The organism is Streptomyces sp. MB09-02B, assembly GCF_033794485.1.
Classification (GTDB): Bacteria; Actinomycetota; Actinomycetes; order Streptomycetales; family Streptomycetaceae; genus Streptomyces.
In genome coordinates, this window is sequence record NZ_JARGEE010000236.1 from 1 (window position 1) to 14,410 (window position 14,410).

Annotated in this window: 13 protein-coding genes; 5 read left to right on the forward strand and 8 right to left on the reverse strand. The window is 72.1% G+C overall.

The genetic code is table 11. The annotated features are described in order from the left end of the window. Positions 1–754 (reverse strand): hypothetical protein (locus P1P70_RS27955; protein WP_319242487.1); only part of this gene is annotated, 754 nt, incomplete at its 3' end. Positions 755–1,005: 251 nt separating this feature from the next. Between P1P70_RS27955 and P1P70_RS27960 the strand changes: the two genes are divergently transcribed. Next, the gene (locus P1P70_RS27960) at positions 1,006–3,951 is read left to right on the forward strand and encodes a SpoIIE family protein phosphatase (RefSeq protein WP_319242489.1); all 2,946 of its coding nucleotides are present in this window, start codon (positions 1,006–1,008) and stop codon (positions 3,949–3,951) included. Here the strand turns inward: P1P70_RS27960 and P1P70_RS27965 are convergent. The 3 genes from P1P70_RS27965 to P1P70_RS27975 all read right to left on the reverse strand — a co-directional run bounded on the left by P1P70_RS27965 (position 3,930) and on the right by P1P70_RS27975 (position 7,378). After that, a complete protein-coding gene (locus tag P1P70_RS27965) occupies positions 3,930–4,352 on the reverse strand; it encodes a hypothetical protein (RefSeq protein ID WP_319242491.1) in 423 nt (140 codons plus the stop codon). The genes P1P70_RS27960 and P1P70_RS27965 overlap by 22 nt on opposite strands. A gap of 114 nt (positions 4,353–4,466) precedes the next feature. After that, positions 4,467–5,495, reverse strand: coding sequence for a helix-turn-helix domain-containing protein (locus P1P70_RS27970; RefSeq protein WP_319242493.1), 1,029 nt, complete (start codon positions 5,493–5,495; stop codon positions 4,467–4,469). A gap of 224 nt (positions 5,496–5,719) precedes the next feature. Continuing rightward, positions 5,720–7,378 carry an alpha/beta hydrolase gene (locus tag P1P70_RS27975; protein ID WP_319242494.1) on the reverse strand — a complete coding sequence of 553 codons (1,659 nt, stop codon included), beginning with the start codon at positions 7,376–7,378 and terminating at the stop codon, positions 5,720–5,722. 250 nt (positions 7,379–7,628) lie between these two features. On the opposite strand from P1P70_RS27975, the gene P1P70_RS27980 reads away from it, so the two are divergent. The 4 genes from P1P70_RS27980 to P1P70_RS27995 all read left to right on the forward strand — a co-directional run bounded on the left by P1P70_RS27980 (position 7,629) and on the right by P1P70_RS27995 (position 10,332). Next, positions 7,629–8,147: a signal peptide protein gene (locus P1P70_RS27980; protein WP_319242496.1), complete on the forward strand. Its 519-nt coding sequence runs from the start codon at positions 7,629–7,631 to the stop codon at positions 8,145–8,147. A 167-nt stretch (positions 8,148–8,314) separates the two neighbouring features. Next, positions 8,315–8,848 (forward strand): sigma-70 family RNA polymerase sigma factor, encoded by a 534-nt coding sequence (locus P1P70_RS27985; protein ID WP_319242498.1) that lies wholly within the window; start codon positions 8,315–8,317, stop codon positions 8,846–8,848. 25 nt (positions 8,849–8,873) lie between these two features. Continuing rightward, a complete protein-coding gene (locus P1P70_RS27990) occupies positions 8,874–9,695 on the forward strand; it encodes a hypothetical protein (RefSeq protein WP_319242500.1) in 822 nt (273 codons plus the stop codon). A gap of 163 nt (positions 9,696–9,858) precedes the next feature. Continuing rightward, positions 9,859–10,332 carry a carboxymuconolactone decarboxylase family protein gene (locus tag P1P70_RS27995; RefSeq protein WP_319242502.1) on the forward strand — a complete coding sequence of 158 codons (474 nt, stop codon included), beginning with the start codon at positions 9,859–9,861 and terminating at the stop codon, positions 10,330–10,332. Positions 10,333–10,498: 166 nt separating this feature from the next. Here P1P70_RS27995 and P1P70_RS28000 read toward each other — a convergent pair whose 3' ends face one another. The 4 genes from P1P70_RS28000 to P1P70_RS28015 form a co-directional block, all read right to left on the reverse strand. Then, positions 10,499–10,849 carry a hypothetical protein gene (locus tag P1P70_RS28000; protein ID WP_319242504.1) on the reverse strand — a complete coding sequence of 117 codons (351 nt, stop codon included), beginning with the start codon at positions 10,847–10,849 and terminating at the stop codon, positions 10,499–10,501. Positions 10,850–10,878: 29 nt separating this feature from the next. Continuing rightward, positions 10,879–11,973 (reverse strand): Rieske 2Fe-2S domain-containing protein, encoded by a 1,095-nt coding sequence (locus tag P1P70_RS28005; protein WP_319242506.1) that lies wholly within the window; start codon positions 11,971–11,973, stop codon positions 10,879–10,881. Positions 11,974–12,163: 190 nt separating this feature from the next. Beyond that, positions 12,164–13,465 carry a serine hydrolase domain-containing protein gene (locus P1P70_RS28010; protein ID WP_319242507.1) on the reverse strand — a complete coding sequence of 434 codons (1,302 nt, stop codon included), beginning with the start codon at positions 13,463–13,465 and terminating at the stop codon, positions 12,164–12,166. A gap of 89 nt (positions 13,466–13,554) precedes the next feature. Next, entirely contained in the window at positions 13,555–14,352 is a 798-nt protein-coding gene (locus tag P1P70_RS28015; RefSeq protein WP_319242509.1) for a response regulator transcription factor, read from the reverse strand. Positions 14,353–14,410: the final 58 nt, after the last annotated feature.

Below are 14,410 nucleotides of genomic sequence, written 5' to 3' on the forward strand. Positions count from 1 at the left end.
CGCAGCCCGGAGGTGTGGGTGAGGAGGTGGCGGGGGGGGGGGGCGGGGCGGCGTGGCGGGGGCGCACCCGTCCGGCGGTCGCGGGGGGGGGCCGGGGTCGGGGTGGGCGGCCGGGGCCCGGGCCGGACGGGCGGCTCACGTACTGGCTGTGCAGGCTGTCGTCGATCCGCCAGAGGATGCCGGTGGTGCGGCCGGTGGGGGCCGCCGGGTCGAGTTTGGCGGTGAAGGAGGCCAGCCGGTCGTAGAGGGTCCGGGCGCGCGCCCCGGTGGCGGTGAGCGCCGAGGTGGTGGCCTCGTGGAGGGCGTCGAGGAGGTGGACCAGGTTGTGGCCCGAGAGCTGGACGTCCTGCATGCCGCCCTCCGCCTTGGTGATGCGGCCCGGCGGCAGGTTGGGGTTCGCGGTGAAGTGGGCCGCTCTGGTCGCGGTCGGGCCGACGCGGTCGTACGGGTCACGGGTGCTCTGCGTCCAGGCGGGCTCCCAGACACCGAACGCCGTGCGGGCCAGGAACGTCCAGGTGTCCTCGTGGCAGCGCAGGGTGAGGTACGAGACGCCGGCCGCCCGCCGGAGAATGTCGTTGTGCTCTTCGAGGGCCACCCGGTTCGCGGCGAGGGCGGCCCGCAGCACCACCCGGTCCTCCTCCCGCCAGCGCCGCTCCTGCTCACCACGCTGAGCCAGCAGATCCCGTTTGAGCTGCTGGTTCCTCGCGTACTGCTCGACGAACGTCTTGATCAACGTCTTGACTGCCTGGATCATCTCGAACATGGCGCCTGCTGGGGTCGGGCCGGACATCCTGGGGTTGCAGCGGCCCAACGACGTTCATCAGATCTTGGTCACGGCGACCTCGACGGCGCCCGTGCTCAGCACGGATTCTGAAGGAGCGTCAATTATGCTCGTATCGCGCGCTGTTGACGTCCCCGACCGGCGTGGGGGACGGCATCAGGAGTGACTGTGGAATTCCTGTGGCGGACTGCCTTACGTGTGAGTACGACGTTAAGGTCTGCCGTATGAACGCACGGCTGGCCCTGCTCGGCACGGTGGAGCCCGGTGTCGCGGAGAGCGAGGTCTTCCGGCTGGCGCTCCAGCACGCGGTCGGCGAACTCGGCGCGCTCGGGGCGATGATGCATCTCAGAGGCCCCATGTCGGCCCTGCGTCTGGTGTCGGCCACCGGCCTCCCGCCCGCCCTGACCCGCCCCTGGGAGATCATCGACCAGGAGGGCCCGCTGCCCCCGGCCCGCGCCCTGCACGAGGGCAACGGGGTGTGGTTCCCGCTGGGCTCCATGGCACTCGCCTGGCCCGGCACCGGGCTCGCCGCGTTACCCCTCCCCGGCCGCGACCGCACGGTGGGCGCGCTGACCGTCCTCACCGGCGACCGGGGCGAACCCACCGGCCTGCAGTGGGACTTCCTGCGGTCCGTCGTCGACTGGACCGAGCACCGCATGGCCCAGGCATGCCCGCCGCCCGGCCCCGCACCGGCCGAACCGAACGCCGAGCGGCTGCGGCAGGTGCTGAAGGAGGCCAGCGTCGGCTCCTGGGACTGGGACATCCAGAGCGGTGATCTGATCTGGGACGAGGCCGCCCTGCAGCTCTACGGCACCCGGCCGGCCGAGTTCACCGGCCGGATCGAGAACTGGATGCGGATCGTCCACCCCGACGACCTCCCGCCCACCCTGGCCGCGGCAGAGCGGGCGATCCGCGACCACACCGTGTACGAGGCGGAGTACCGCGTGAGGCGCCTCGACGGCACCTGGGGCTGGACCCGGGCCCGCGGCCGCGCCACCTACGACGAGCAGGGCGCACCCGACCGGATGATCGGCGTCGGCTGGGAGAGCGACGAGGCGCGCTCCGCCCGGGACGCGGTCGGCCGGGCCCTGCGCCACATGAGCGACGGCTTCCTCGCCGTCGACGACGACTGGCGGATCACCTTCGCCAACCGGGTGGCGGAACGCACCCTCGGCCTCTCCGAGGAGGAACTGTTCGGACGGCAGCTGTGGGAGCTGCCGTCCGTGCGCGAGTCGCCCTGCCTGGAGAGCCGCTGCCGGGAGGCCGCCGCCGAGGAGAAGCCCGCCGGGTTCGACGTCCATGTGCCGGGCCACGACCGCGTCTACCACCTGCGGCTGGTCCCCGGCCCCGACGGCCGCACCATCTACTTCACCGACGTCACCGACCGCCGGCGGCACGAGGAGGAACGCCGCGAGGCCGAGCGCGCCGCCTCCGAACGGGCCCACCGCATCGCCGCGTTGACCGCCGCCCTCGCCAAGGCCACCACCTCGCAGGACGTCGTCGACGCGGTCGCCCTGCGGGTGCTGCCGCCGTTCGCCGCCAGCGGCCTCCTCGTCCAGGCCGTCGAGAACGGCCGGCTCCACAACGTCGGCGCCGTCGGCTACTCGCCCGACTTCATCGACCTCGTCAACCACCGGCCCCGCACGCAGTACGGCCCGGTCTGGGACACCATCGGCACCGGCATCCCGATCTTCTTCTCCTCACCGCAGGAGTACGCCGCCTACGTCCCCCAGCACGCCGACATGCCCGCCCGCGCGGGCAAACAGGCCTGGGCGTTCCTGCCGCTGACCGCGTCCGACCACACCTTCGGCGTGTGCGTCGTCTCCTTCGACCGGCCGCGCCGCCTCACCGACGAGGAACGCACCCTCCTGACGGCGATCAGCGCCCTCCTCGCGCAGTCCCTGGAACGCGCCCGGCTCTACGACCTCGAACACACCCGGTCCCGTGAACTCCAGCGCGCCCTGCTCCCCCAGGACCTGCCGGCCCTAACCGCCTGCGAGTCGGCCGCGCGCTACCTGCCGGCCGGGCAGGGCATGGACGTCGGCGGTGACTGGTACGACGTCATCCCGCTCTCCAGCGGCCAGGTCGCCCTCGTCGTCGGCGACGTCATGGGCCACGGCCTGTCCGAGGCCGCCACCATGGGCCGCCTCCGCACGGCCGTGCACACCCTCGCCGACCTCGAACTGCCCCCCGACGAGATCATGGGCCACCTCAACGACATCGTCGCCTCCATGGGCGAGGACTCGTACGCCACCTGCCTGTACGCCCTCTACGACTCCACCACCCAGGTCTGTTCCCTCGCCCGGGCCGGGCATCCGCCACCGGCCGTGGTCCTGCCCGACGGCACCGTGCGCTTCCCCGAGTGGACCGCCGACCCGCCGCTCGGCGCGGCCGAACCGCCGTTCGAGACGGTCGAGTTGAGTGTGCCCGAGGGCAGTCTCCTGGTGCTCTACACCGACGGGCTGGTCGAGTCGGCGAAACGCGGCATCGACGAGGGCATGGCCGATCTGGCCCGGCTGCTGCGCACCGCCCACCGGGACGGCACGGCCGCCGACCTGGAACGCCTCTGCGACACCCTCACCCACGGCCTGCTGCCCGCCGAGCACGCGGCGGCCGACGACGCGGCCTTCCTCGTCGCCCGGCTGCACGCGCTCACCGACGACCGGATGGCCTCCTGGTCCCTCCTCGACGACCCGACGGCCGCCGGACAGGCCCGCCGCCACGTCCGCGAACAGCTCGCCGCCTGGGGCCTGGACGCCCTGGCCCCCACCACCGAACTGCTCGCCAGCGAACTCGTCGGCAACGTCGTACGGCACGCCAAGGGCCCCGTCCGGCTGCGTCTGCTGCACGGCTCCGCGCTGGTCTGCGAGGTCTTCGACGGCAGCCTCACCATGCCCCGCATCCGCAGGGCCGGCGACACCGACGAGGGCGGCCGGGGTCTGCAGCTGATCACCGCGCTGTCCCAGCGCTGGGGCACCCGCTACACGGCCACCGGCAAGTGCATATGGACCGAACAGTCCCTCACCGGCCCCGATCCCGGGCCCGCGGCGCCGTCGGGCCCGCCGGAGCACCCGCTGCTGGTCCCGGCGGACTTCGACGGCGACCTGGACACGCTGCCGTTCGACGACCTGGACGTCGCGTCCCTCGATCAGCAGTTGCGGATGGAGTAGACGGGCGTCCAGTCCACGGCGTAGACCCCGTTGTTCGCGGGGTAGGAGGCCAGTTCGTTGCCGCTCGCACCGTAGATGCGGGCGACCGCGCTGCCGGTCTGGCTGTTCTGGGCCTCGCTCCAGCCGCCCCAGTTGGACAACGAGTAGCGGCCGCAGTTGTAGAAGTAGAAGACGCGGAACCGGTTGGCGTTCGGGTCCCAGACGGAGGCGCAGAAGTTGCCCGAGCTGCACACGATGCCGGAACCCGGGGCGAGCAGCTCGGAACGGACGGCGGGCGAGGTCGTCGGGGAGGCGGCGGACGTGGCGGAGGACGCCGCCTGGGCCGTGCCGGAGGTGAGGGCGGAGGCCAGCACCAGGGTGAGGGTGCCGACCGCGCCGAGGAACGAGCGCTTGGTACGCATGGGTGGGATCCCCCTAGGGGTGTGAGCGGTGGGTGTGGGGAGCTGCGGCGCCGTTCGCCGGCCGGGTGCGGGCACGCCGGGTCGTGGGGACCGGGGCCGCCCTCATGGTCACCGTCACCCTTCGGCCCGTGCCATGGCTTTCGATCGTGGTCGAATGCCGCAGGTCGTGCCGCCTTCGAGGAGGTCGACGCCCAGGGCGGTGACGGTGTGCAGCACGGCACCGCCGATCCGCCGGCTGGTCAGCAGCCCCGACTCCCGGAGTACGGCCACATGGTGGCTGACGGTCGCCGGACTGAGCCCCACCCGGGCCGCCACCTCGCTCGTGGTGCGGCCGTCGGCCACCTCCTCCAGCACGGCGGCCCGGGCCCGGCCGAGCAGCGCGGCGAGTGCCTGGTGCGTGCCGGGCGCGTCGGGCGGCGGTGCCAGCCAGCGGGGGTCGTGGGTCACCGGGTACACGAGCACCGGGGGCAGGGAGCCGTCCCTCAGCACGATCGGGCCGGGCCAGCAGAAGAACGACGGGATGATGCGCAGCCCGCGCCCGTCGAGATACAGGTCGCCCTGGAGGTGCGCGCCCGCGATCTGCAGCACCGGCGCCGACCAGCGCAGACTGGGGTGCAGCCCCGCCGCGAGACCGGAGAAACCGGACCGCAGCAGGGCCCTGGCCGCGACGGACCTGGCATCGTCGAAGCGGGCCCGGACATGGGTCCAGTACGGGGCGACGAACCGCTCGTGATGCCTGCGGACCAGACCGGCGAGCCCCCGCAGGGCCTGGGTGTCGCCGCCGGCGAGCGGTCCGGCCCAGCCCGGCAGCGGACGGGCGAGCGACAGCTCCGTCAGGTCGGTCCGCAACCGGGCGCGGGGGGTGGCGAGCATCGCGTCGAGGCCCGCCTCGAAGCCTCCGGCCGCCCCGGCCGGGGTCAGGAAGTCCGCCGAGTAGCCGCGCGGCGGCGCGAGATGGCGCAGCCTCGGCAGCTCCGGGTCGAAGAGGCCGCGCGACGCCCGGCGCCAGCGGCCGAAGACGAGGGCGCCGTCCCGGTTCTGCAGCAGGTGCAGGCTGAGCAGCCCCTCCCACAGCGGGTCGGGTTCCTCGGCCAGGACCACCCTGGCCAGGTCGTCGTACGTGAAGTGGATCCGCAGCCCCACCGGCCCGCTCCCCCCAGATCCGTGCGGCGCGACGGGCCGCGGACGTGTCGCAGACGTGCGGAACCCCGGGGCGCTCGCCGTGGAGTTGAGGGGCGGGCGCCCCGGGGTTCGTGTCGGTCGATCACCCCATGGAGCCGTGGCCCCATGGGGTTGAGCAGTGCCGCGAGTCGGTCGGCTCGCGGCACCGATGCGAGTCGGTCAGCTCGCGTCGTGAGGCGAGTCGGTCAGCTCGCGTCGCCGATGCGCTCGACGCGCTCGTTGACGCCGTTGCGCAGCTCGCTCAGCGTCGTGCCGGGCGGGGCCGTCTTCGGGGTCGAGGACGGCGGCTGGGTCTCGTCCGCGCAGGTGGTGCCGGAGGCCGGGACCTTCAGGTCGACGAGGTAGTTCACGACCGCGTCCGTCGCGCAGGCACTGCGCCCGAACGCCGTGTGACCCTCGGCGTCGAACGTCACCAGCGAGGCGTTGTCCAGCTGCCGGGACAGCGCGACCGCGTCCTGGTACGGGGTGTCCGGGTCACCGGTGGTGCCGAGGACCAGGATCGGCTGCGAGCCCCTGGCCCGGAAGGAGCCGTCGTAGCGGCTGGCCTTCTCGGCCGGCCACTGGACGCACGCGGTGGCGTGCTGGTGGTCGTAGGTCGGCGGGCCGAACGCCATGGCCGGGCCCAGCAGCGGCGCGTCCTTCGCGTTGGCCGTGACATTCCGCTGGAGCTTGCGCAGGCTCTTCGGGTACTCCTTGTCGACGCACTCCACGACCACGTTCGGGCCGAGGAAGTCGAAGCTCGCCGGGGACGGCGGCCGCAGCAGGAACGAGGTGTTGTCCCGCGCCTGCGCCTTCTTCAGCGCCGCGCCGAGGGAGGGCCAGATGACCTTGCCCTCGTTGATGTTGAACATCAGCCGGTAGACGAGGGTGTAGCCGTTGGCCTTGCCGCCGTTCGCCGTGGTGACGGGGTTGGCGTCGAGGTCCTTCTTCAGCTGCTCGAACGCCGCGCGCGGGTCGCCGTCGCCGAAGCCGCAGATCGCCGGGTCGGAGGCGCACCAGTCGAGGAAGCGGCTCATCGAACCGTCCAGCGCCAGGTACTGGGCCCGGTCGTAGTCGTAGGGACGGTAGGCGTACTTGTACGGGTCGTACGCCCCGTCGAGCGTCAGCGCCCGCACCCGCTTGGGGAACATCGCCGCGTAGACGGTGCCGATGTACGAGCCGAACGACCGCCCGTAGTACGTCAGTTGCTCCTCGCCGAGAGCCTGGCGCAGCAGGTCGATGTCCCGGGCGACGTACTCCGTGCCGACGTACGGCAGCAGGCCGCCCGAGTTGTCGAGGCAGGCCTGGTTGAACTCGGCGGCCTCGCGCAGCGCCGGGCCGAAGGCGTCCGGCCCGGGGACGCCCTTGGCGTCGGTGACGGCCTTGGTGTAGCGGGCGTCGTCGAAGCAGGTGAGCGCCGAACTGCGGCCCACACCACGGACGTCGTAGCCGAAGACGTCGAACGAGTCACGCAGGGCGGCCGGGAGGTCGTCGTAGTTGTTGCGGACGAAGTCCACGCCGGAGTTGCCCGGTCCGCCGGGCTGCATGAAGAGCGTGCCCTTGCGCTTGGCAGGGTCGGCGGCCTTCTTGCGGACCACCGCGAGCGTGATCTTGGTGCCCTGCGGCTTCCGGTAGTCCAGCGGCACGTCCGCGTTGGCGCACTCGTAGCCGCCCTGGCAGTCGGTCCAGGTGAGCGTGGGCACGGGCGGCGGCGGGGTCTTCGCCGACTGCGGCTTCCGGGTCGTGTCCTGCGCGGCCATCGCCTGGGTGGCCGTCCCCGTCGCGGCGAGGACGAGCGCGGTCACGGCGGCGCCGACGAGTCGGAGACGGGAGTTACGTCTCGGTGTGTGGTGGTGCGTGGGCATGGGTGTGTCCCCCTGAGCGGTCAGAATCCCCAAGTCCCCACTGGTCGATGTGGAGTCGGAGACTGTCTAACTGAAGAGAGGGGAAAAAGACCAGAGAGGTGCCGTCGTGGTCGAGTTTCCATGCAATCTCTCCACTACCTGGCGGTAGTTACCGTCTTCGATCAACGCTTCGTACTCTTGGTGGTGTCCCTGGCCGGTCTCCAGTGATGGGGCCGGCCGGACCCCCCACGATCACGAAGGATCCGCGCACGTGTCATCCAAGAACAGTCGTCTCAGGGTCGCCTTCCTCGCCGTGGCGGTCGCGGCCGCCGGTCTCGCCCTCGCGGGGCCCGCCGCGGCGGCCACGCCGCAGCCCGCCACCACCACCGTGTCCACGGACGGGCAGGCGTCCTCCATACCCGTCGACTTCGTCGACCTCGCCACCAGCCCGCTCACGGCGGACGGCGAGAGCCACGAGGTCACCGTCACCTACCGCAACGACTCGGCGGCCGACCGGACCGTCGCCCCGCAGCTCCTGGTGGAGTCGCCGGACGCCGGCCCCTTCCTCGACCCGGCGGACGTCGAGGTCGAGCGCCGCACCGCCGGCGGCTGCTGGAAGGCCGTCGACCTCGGCAGCCAGACCGGCACCCTCTTCACCGACCTGACCACCGCCCGGCGCACGCTTCCGGCGGGCGACACCCTCACCGAGGTCTACCGCGTCACCGTCACCGACCCGGCGGCCGAGGGCACGGACCTGGGCACGGTCCACCCGCGGATCGCCCTCTACTGACCGCGTCCTCCGCACCGCCCACGACCGGGCCGGGCCCCGCTCTCCGGAGCGGGGCCCGGCCCTTCGTGCGTCCTGGTCCGTACGGGCGGACAACATCCGTTCCAAACTCTCCTGTTGCACCTGTGGCCGTGACGGACACGTAGGGGCAGAAGCTACGGAAGGACGCCATGCCCATCGACACCGAGGCCCAGTTCACGGACGTGTACCGAGCCCACTACGAGGACGTGCTGAGGTTCGTACGCCGTCGCGCCCACCCCATGAACGTCGACGACATCGTCGGCGAGACGTTCCTCGCGGCCTGGCGCAGGCGCCGTGAACTCCCCGACGACCCCCGGCCCTGGCTGTTCGGCACCGCCCGCAAGGTGATGCTCAACGACAGCCGGGGCATGCGCCGGCACACCGCGCTCGCCGTCCGCGTCCAGCAGGCCGCCGAGACCGGCGGCCACACCAGCACCGCCGACCCGGCCACGCTGGTGGACGGCCGGATGGACCTCGCCGCCGCCTGGCAGGCGCTCACTCCGGCCGACCAGGAGGTGCTGGCCCTCCAGGTGTGGGAGCAGCTCTCCGCCAAGGACGCGGCCAAGGTCCTCGGCTGCACCCGCGCCGCGTACGCCATGCGCCTCACCCGCGCCAAGCGCCGCCTCGCCGCCAGCCTCGGCACCGCCGGCGCGACCACGCCCGCCCTCGCCACGACGTTCTGAGCCTTCCGGACAGGAGCCCCGAGACATGAACAAGAACACGCACGACACCTCCGCCCCGCAGGACACCCTGCTCGCCCGCCTCGCTCCCCTCGACGCCGCGCCCCGCACCGAGCAGACCGCCGCCGAGATCGACCGCGAGGAGACGCTGCTGCGCGCGATCCTCGCCGACACCGAGCCGCCCGGCCGTTCGGTGCGCCCCGGCCCCCGCCGCCCCCTCGTCCGCCGTGTCTCCTTCACCCTGGCCGGCGCGCTCGCGGCGGGCCTCGCCGTGCTGACCGCCACGGGTGGACTCTCCGGCCTCCCCGGTACGGGAGGCCAAGGCCCCCTGTCCTCCGCCGAGTTGGCGAGCTGGACCGGCACCCCCAGCAGCCTGGGCTCGGCCGGTGCGGAGGGCGCGGCCGCCGAGAAGGTCTGCCTGGACATGACCGAGGACTACGGCTCCGGCCCCGTCGGCGTCAGCAACGCGGACATCCGGGGCAGCGTGGCCTCGATGGTGGTCAGCCGGGGCGGCGACGCGGTGTACTGCCTGGCCTCCTCGGACGGTGCCGGGATCACGATGGCCGTCTCCCCGGCGCTCGACCTCCCCGCCGACGACATCGAACTGGACACCTACGGCGCTCGGGGCGAGGGCTCCGGACAGGTCAACTACGCCGTGGGTTCCGTCGGTTCGGACGTCGAGAAGGTCACCCTCCAGGAACGGGGCCGCACCGTCCAGGCCACCCTCCAGGACGGCCGCTGGACCGCCTGGTGGCCCGAGGGCGACCCCGACGGCTTGATCACCGGCACGACCACCCTCACCTTCACCGACGGCACGACCCGCACGATCAAGAGCCCGGACCTGCCGTAGCCGTGCACACGGCGGACGGACGGACCGGTGCGTGACGCGACGGACGGGCGCGTGACACGACGGACGGGTGACGTGACGGGCGTCACACGCGTCCGTGTCACATCCACCCGGGGCCGGTCCGTCCTTGTGTTGGCACCACATACGACGGCATAAGGAGCCCGCCATGGAAGCGCGTCTGAACATGTTCGCCAACCCCGTCACCGGCAAGCTCGTCAAGCACCTCGTCGGCGCCGACAAGGTGATCAACGAGACCCAACTGCCGCGTTCCCTCCAGGAGTTGGTGAAGATCCGGGCCAGCCAGATCAACGGCTGCGGGTACTGCCTCGACATGCACACCAAGGAGGCCGCGCACGCCGGGGAGACCGCCCAGCGGCTGCACATGGTGGCCGGCTGGCGGGAGGCCAAGGTCTTCACCGACGCCGAGCGCGCCGCGCTGGAGCTGACCGAGCAGGGCACCCGGATCGCCGACGCGGCCGGCGGCGTGCCCGACGAGGTCTGGGAGAACGCGGCCAAGCACTTCGAGGAGGACCAGCTCCTCGCCCTGGTGGCGCTGATCGCCCTCATCAACACCTTCAACCGGCTGAACGTCATGCTGCAGCAGCCGGCGGGCGACTACCAGGTGGGCATGTTCGGCTGAGCCCCCACCGCACCGAAGCGAACCCCCGGGCCGTTCCATGGGAACGGGCCGGGGGTTCGCTGTGTCACGCTCAGCGGCCTGCTGGTGGCGCTTGGTCTCGGAGGAGCGGGGGCGACTCCTGGTAGCAGCCGTGCAGGGGCTGGTCGCCGCCCTTGGGCATGAGCTCCTACTCCGCGTCCCGCTGGGCGAACTGGAGGGACAGCGCCCGCAGCACGTCGGCCGTCGTCGTGTCGGTCCGGCCCTCGTCGTGCACCTCGGCGAGATGGGCGAAGGCGTAGGAGAAACAGTGGGCCAGGGTCACGATCGCCGGCGCCAGGGCGTCCGTGACGATGTGCGCGGCCTCCTGGGCGGAGGCGTCGGCGGGCAGCTCGATCTTGGGCAGGGTCTCCACGAGCAGCGCGGAGACGGCGCCCGTCAACGCCACCTCGACACCGGGGTTCTCGCGAGCCTGCCGCCGCACCTCGACCGCCTCGGTGAGAATCCCGACGACTCGCTGCATGATCTCGGATCGCTCCATGCCGGGAGCTTAGGACTCCGCCGGTGAACCTAAACCTCCGACCGAGCCGCCTCGACAGCCCGTTTCCCCATACCCGCGCCTCTGCCTTCGGTCATGCCGGCATCCTCGGTCATGCCGGCACCTTCCACCACGCCCGCCCCGGGCCGGGCGACCCCACCGGGCGGCGCCGGATAGAACTGCGCGTACCACCGCCGCAGCGCCCTGATCCCCTTCTCGTGCGGCAGCAGCACCGGTCGGGCCTGATGGATCTTGTGGTCCCAGATCCGTACCTCCTCCCGCACCTCGCCCAGTGCCTCCGCCCGGAAGACGAGCTTCAACAGCGGGGTGAGGAAAGGGAGTCGGCGTGGCTTGCGGAGGTAGTACAGCATCCGCAGCTCACTCGTCCGGTCGTCGACAGGCGTGCTGAGCGCGACGGCGGTCACCGACAGCACCGGCCCGTGGGCCCGGACGACCATCACGCCCGGCCCGTACATGAACGCGTCGAACGTGTTCTGGATGTCCCACCCGAACACCCGTCGGCTGATCGTCCCGCGCGCCTCGGCGAACGGCCCGTCCTCCCGCCACTCCTGGACCGGCGGCTCGCTCTGCCCGTGGATGAAGTGGAAGTGGGACTCGTCGACGATGTTCTCGCGCATCTCCTGGATGTGGATCCGCGCGCGGCACGTGTCGTCGATGGGCGAGGCGAACCGCCGGGACCCCGCCTCCTCGATCTCGGGCACCTCCCAGGCGGGTTCGCCCGGTTCACCCGGTTCACCCGGCTCAACCTGCTCACCCGGTCCGTCCGGCCCGACGTACACGAGGACGAGTCCGCTGTGCTCGCGCACCGGGAACCCGCCGATCGACACCTTGGGCGTCCGGACGGCGAACGGCGCCTCCACGCACCGCCCGTCCGCCCCGAACCGCCACCCGTGGAAGGGGCACTCCACCGTCCCGTCCACGACCTTCCCGCCGACGCCCAGATGCGCGCCGTAGTGCGGACAGTGCGCGTCCCGCACGGCGGCCCGCCCGTCCGCCCCACGGAACGCGATCAGCGCCCGCCCGAAGTAGTGCAGGCTGACGACCTTCCCCGTCGGCAACTCCGCGCTGCGCAGCACCGCGTACCACCCGTACGGCACGCTCGGCATCGGATACGCGTCGGCGCGCGGATCCCGGTCCCGGTCCCGGTCCCGGTCCCGGTCCTGAGCCTTATCCCGAGCCCGGCCCCTGCTGTCATGGCTCCGACACATTCGCATGCCGCAGATGCTAGTGGCCGACCCGATCCGGATGTCCGAACTGGCTTATTGGGCACGGTAGTTGGGCGGACCCCGGGCCCCGCTATGACGGCATCCCGTACGCAGCCACCATCACCTGCATGGCCACCTTGTTCATGGTGCTGCCCTTGGCGTCGGTGGAGTTGACGCTGTAGACGAGGGTGCGGGCGCCGTCGCGGGTGGAGGCGATGGCGCTGTTGTAGCCCCAGCGGCCACCCGTCTTGCCCCACACCTCACGCCCGCCGAGCACCTTGCGGGCCAGCCCCACGGCGTAGTCGGCCGGCTTGCCCGTCATGTGGTCCGTCACCTCCGGCACGGTGAACATCTCCTCCAGCAGCGGCCCGCGCGGCACGACCCGCCCCCGGAACAGCGCCTTCGTGAACCGCTCCAGGTCGGCCGTGGTCGACACGATGTCCCCGGCCGCCCACCCGTCCGTCGCGCCCCACACGGTCACGTCCCGCAGCCCGGTCGTCCCGTCGTCGAGCGTCATCCGCTGGTACCCGTGGTTGTGCGGGCCGACGATGCGCGGATCGGTCCCCGGGAAGTACGTGTCCCGCAGCCCGAGCGGCCTCAGCACGTGCCGCGCGACCTGGTCCTCGTACGCGTCCCCCGTCACCCGCTCGACGATCAGCCCGGCGACCGTGTACCCGATGTTGAGGTAGTGCTGCTCGTCCCCCGGCCCGAACTCCGGCTCCTTCGCCGTCGCGGACCGCACCATCTCCTCGGGGTCGTGGATCCGGAAACGGTTCGCGTACGCCCCCTCGACGGTCGTCCAGGGGAAGTCCGGCGCCGGGATGCCGTGCGTGTGGTTGAGCAACTGCCGGACGGTGACACCGCCGTACGACGCCGGAATCAGCTCCGGCAGATACGAGCGGGCGCTCCGGTCGAGGTCGACCTTCCCCTCGGCGGCCAGCCGCAGCACCACGGCCGCCGTGAACACCTTGGTCACGGACCCGGCCCGGAAGCGGGCGTTCGGATCGGCCGCCCGACCGGTGGTGAGGTCGTGCACGCCGGAGCTGCCGCGCCACACCCCCTCGCTCCCCCCGACCCGTACGAGCGCGGCGGTCGCGTCGGCGGAGGGCAGCCCGGCGATGGCGGCCTTCATGGCGGCGGCGAGGTCGGGGTCCGTCCGCGACGGTGACTGCGACCACGTAGGGGCGGTGGGGGAGGCTGCGGTCGCCGTGGCGGCCGGCAGGACCGTGGGCCCCGCGGCCACGCCCAGGAGGAGCGCAGCGGCAAGCAACGCGCGGGTGGTGCTCTTCCTGCTCGCCGCGCTTCGACTCGTACTCGTCGCGCTGTTCGTGCTCGTCGTGCTGTTCGTGCTCGTCGTGCTGTTCGTGTTCTTCGTTCTCTTCGTGCTCGGCATGGTCAACTCCTCGAAGGCGGGCTGGCGTTCTGGTCGTGGCCCTCATCCTTCTGACCGGCGGCTTCGCGCGGATCGCCCGAGCGAGCGGTCTAGCGGCGCCGTTTTCTCCCCGACACGGGGGAGGACCAGGCCCGGGCGACTCCCCCGGGCGGGGTACTGGTGGCTTCCCGGAGCGACGCGTCACCCGCCGCGATCAGCCCCGTCTCGTACGCGCAGATCACCGCCTGGATACGGTCGCGCAGGCCGAGCTTGGCGAGCACGTTGCCGACGTGGGTCTTGACCGTGTGTTCGCTGACGACCAGTTCGGCGGCGATCTCGGCGTTCGACAGCCCTCGTGCCAGCAGCAGCAGGGTCTCGCGTTCCCTCCCGGTGAGCACGTCGAGCCGGGGGTCGGGCCGCCGGGCGCGGACGACGGTGGGGGAGGGCCGCGTGTACTGCTCGACCAGCCGCCGGGCCACGGACGGCGCGAGCAACGAGTCGCCCCGCGCCACCACCCGCACGGCGTGCACGAGATCGTCCCGCCGGACGTCCTTGAGCAGGAATCCACTGGCTCCCGCGTGCAGCGCCTCGTACACGTACTCGTCGGCGTCGAAGGTCGTCAGCATGACCACGCGACAGCCACCGCGCGCACCGTTCACGCCCTCCGTGCCGCGGGCACCGCCGGCGCTGATGGCCCGACACGCCTCGATGCCGTCCATCCGAGGCATCCGGATGTCGAGCAGCGCCACGTCGGCGCGGTGCCGCCGCACCGCCTCGACCGCCTCCGCCCCGTCACCCACCTCCGCGACGACCTCGATGTCGGGCTGCACATCGAGGATCAACGCGAACCCGCTCCGCACCAGCTCCTGGTCGTCGGCCACGACCACCCGGATCACCTGCCCGGTCAACGCCCCACCCTGTCTCTTAGAAACATATGACACTGCCGACGAAACACCTTTTATTCGT